General features: G+C 53.6%; 3 protein-coding genes. All 3 read left to right on the top strand.

The window, feature by feature from the left end:
* Positions 1-734: c-type cytochrome (locus ACOSYY_RS09505; RefSeq protein WP_421662030.1), on the top strand; the 734-nt coding region annotated here is incomplete at its 5' end.
* Positions 734-1,669, top strand: a complete 936-nt coding sequence (locus ACOSYY_RS09500; protein WP_421662029.1) for a Rieske (2Fe-2S) protein — start codon at positions 734-736, stop codon at positions 1,667-1,669. The genes ACOSYY_RS09505 and ACOSYY_RS09500, both read left to right, overlap by 1 nt.
* A gap of 11 nt (positions 1,670-1,680) precedes the next feature.
* A partial coding sequence (locus tag ACOSYY_RS09495) for a cytochrome b (protein ID WP_421662028.1) occupies positions 1,681-2,327 on the top strand: 647 nt, incomplete at its 3' end.

Raw genomic sequence — 2,327 nt, 5'->3', positions numbered from 1 at the left:
AAGTGCCGTCCGACTTTCAACTGCTGTTCTTTATCTTCTCGGTGATCGGGGCGATCGTCTTCATCCTGCTTGATGCGCCGCCGGTCAGAACAATGAGCGGCGGGAAGTCCGTTTTTGCAATCACCGCTTTCTGGATCCTTTTGATCACAGTTTGCATCGCGGGCGCGTCTCTGTTGCCTCAGTTTGATCCCGAAGACGAACGGGCCAAAATAGACAAGCTTGTGGGAAAGGAGCGGGCTGCATCGCAGAAGGGGAAGACTGAGGAACTGATTGCTCGGGCCAAGACCCTTGATGAACAAGTGAAAGCCCTTGAAGCACGGCTGAAGGGGCTGGGCAGCGGTCAGGCTGTGGTTGCAACTCCCGCTTCGTCAGCTGTAGAAAAGCCCCCTACTCCGGCTGGTGCAGCCGGCGGCGACGTGATGAAGGTGGGAGAGGAGCAGTGGCAACTGCAGGAGTGTTACAACTGCCACAAGCTGCGGGGTGAGGGTGGAAAGAAGCGAGGCCCTGAATTGGATAACATCGGCTCATTGATGACGGTTGAGGAAATTCAGCAGAAAATAGCGGACCCCAAGAGCTTTATGGCCGAAGGGTATGAAAAGGAATGGCAGAAGGGCATCATGCCCAACAAGTTCAAAGACCTCATGGATCCCAAAGAAATGCAAGCTCTCGCCGCCTGGTTGGGCACCTTCAAGAATACCTCCGTGAATACCCCCAAGCCGATCAAGAAAAGCTAATGCTGCAACCGAAGCTGAAATCCAAGGTCCGGTGCACCGACCTCGACATCGGCGAAGTCACAAAAGTCGTGCTCGATCCGCTTTCCCACGAGATCAGCCATATCGTCGTGTCCATGAATGGGAGCGGCGAGCGACAAGTCGCCATGGGCCATGTCCAGGCTGTGACGGACGACTTCGTGCAGTTGCGCGCGCCGTCAACGGATATCCTCGCATTGCCTCCTTTCAGGCGAGAAGATTATGTCACCACGCATGAAGTGGAAATTTCACACCTCGAGGACAACATCCATGTGACGCCGGGCGAAGTGTTGGTACCTTTGCCCGAACTTGAAAAGAACGTCAAGCGCCGCGCGTTTTTCATGAACTTCACGCATGTCATCGGCTTCTTGATCGGCCTCCCCATCGCGTATCCCATTGTCCGCTTTTTGATGAAACCAATGTATGCGAGTTTCGACAATGAATGGCTGAACGTGGGAAATGTCAGCAAGATCAAGCATGACGACGTCGGCGTACAGTTTAAGTACAAAAAAAAGGTCAAAGAAGCCTATATGCCGGAGTATGAAGTCGAGAAGAACGTCTGGGTTCTCCGTGCAACCTCCGAGCTTCTCGAGAAAGTCTACAAAGACAAGGATATGGATTTTCACGATGCCAAGGGAAAAACGATCTGGACCAACAAGAAAACCATTCCCTACGTGGCGTTCTCCGGAAAGTGTCCCCATTTAGGTTGCGCATTCAAGTGGAGACAGCATAAGACGCTGGGACAAGTGTTTCTCTGTCCTTGTCACCTGAGCATCTACGATGCAGCGGGGAAAGTACTCGACGGTCCAGCCCCGCGTGCCTTAGACGCGTTACCCGTGAGGGTATCAGCAGGGGGTGACGTCGAAATCATCGATATGGAGTTCAAGGCCGGTACGAAGTCGCAAATCCGGATCGTTTGAAAGCTGGCGGCATGGATAGCAAGCGATCATCATCGACAGTCATTCCCGATCATCAGCCTAGCGCGATCGAAAAGCTCGTGGCGTTCATCGACGAGCGCGTCGGTCTCAAGGAAATGCAGGCTAAGATGCTGAACGAGCCCATCCCCGGCGGCTCCCGCTGGGCCTACGTGTTCGGATCCATTTTGCTGTTCATCTTTGCCATGCAGGCACTCACCGGCATCTTGCTCATGTTTTATTACGTGCCGACAGCCGACCATGCTTACGCGAGTACGCAATATATTATTCACGATGTCGATTATGGGTGGTTCCTCCTGGGCTATCATTTCTGGGGATCCAGCGCCATGGTCGTCTGTGTCGTCGCTCACATGTCGCAGGTATTTCTCTGGGGTGCCTATAAAAAACCGAGAGAGTTACTCTGGCTGGTCGGTCTGGCCCTGTTCGGTATCGTCATCACTTTCGGCTTTACGGGTTATCTCTTGCCCTGGGACCAACGGGCGTTCTGGGCGACGACAGTGGGTGTCGAAATCTTGGACAAGACCCCCATTGTCGGTGATTTCATAGCCAGATTTCTGAAGGGCGGGCCGACTCCCGGGCAAATGACCTTGAGCCGATTTTTCGTCCTCCATGTGATGATTCTTCCAGCGGCACTCATGGCCCT

This window comes from Nitrospira sp. BLG_2 (assembly GCF_049222245.1).
The sequence above is the reverse complement of the archived record's forward strand: the minus strand, read 5'-3'. Positions and strand labels throughout refer to the sequence as shown.

Coding starts and splice junctions, on each gene's coding strand:
- ACOSYY_RS09500 (WP_421662029.1), top strand. CDS start 734: ATGCTGCAACCGAAGCTGAAATCCAAGGTCCGGTGCACCGACCTCGAC.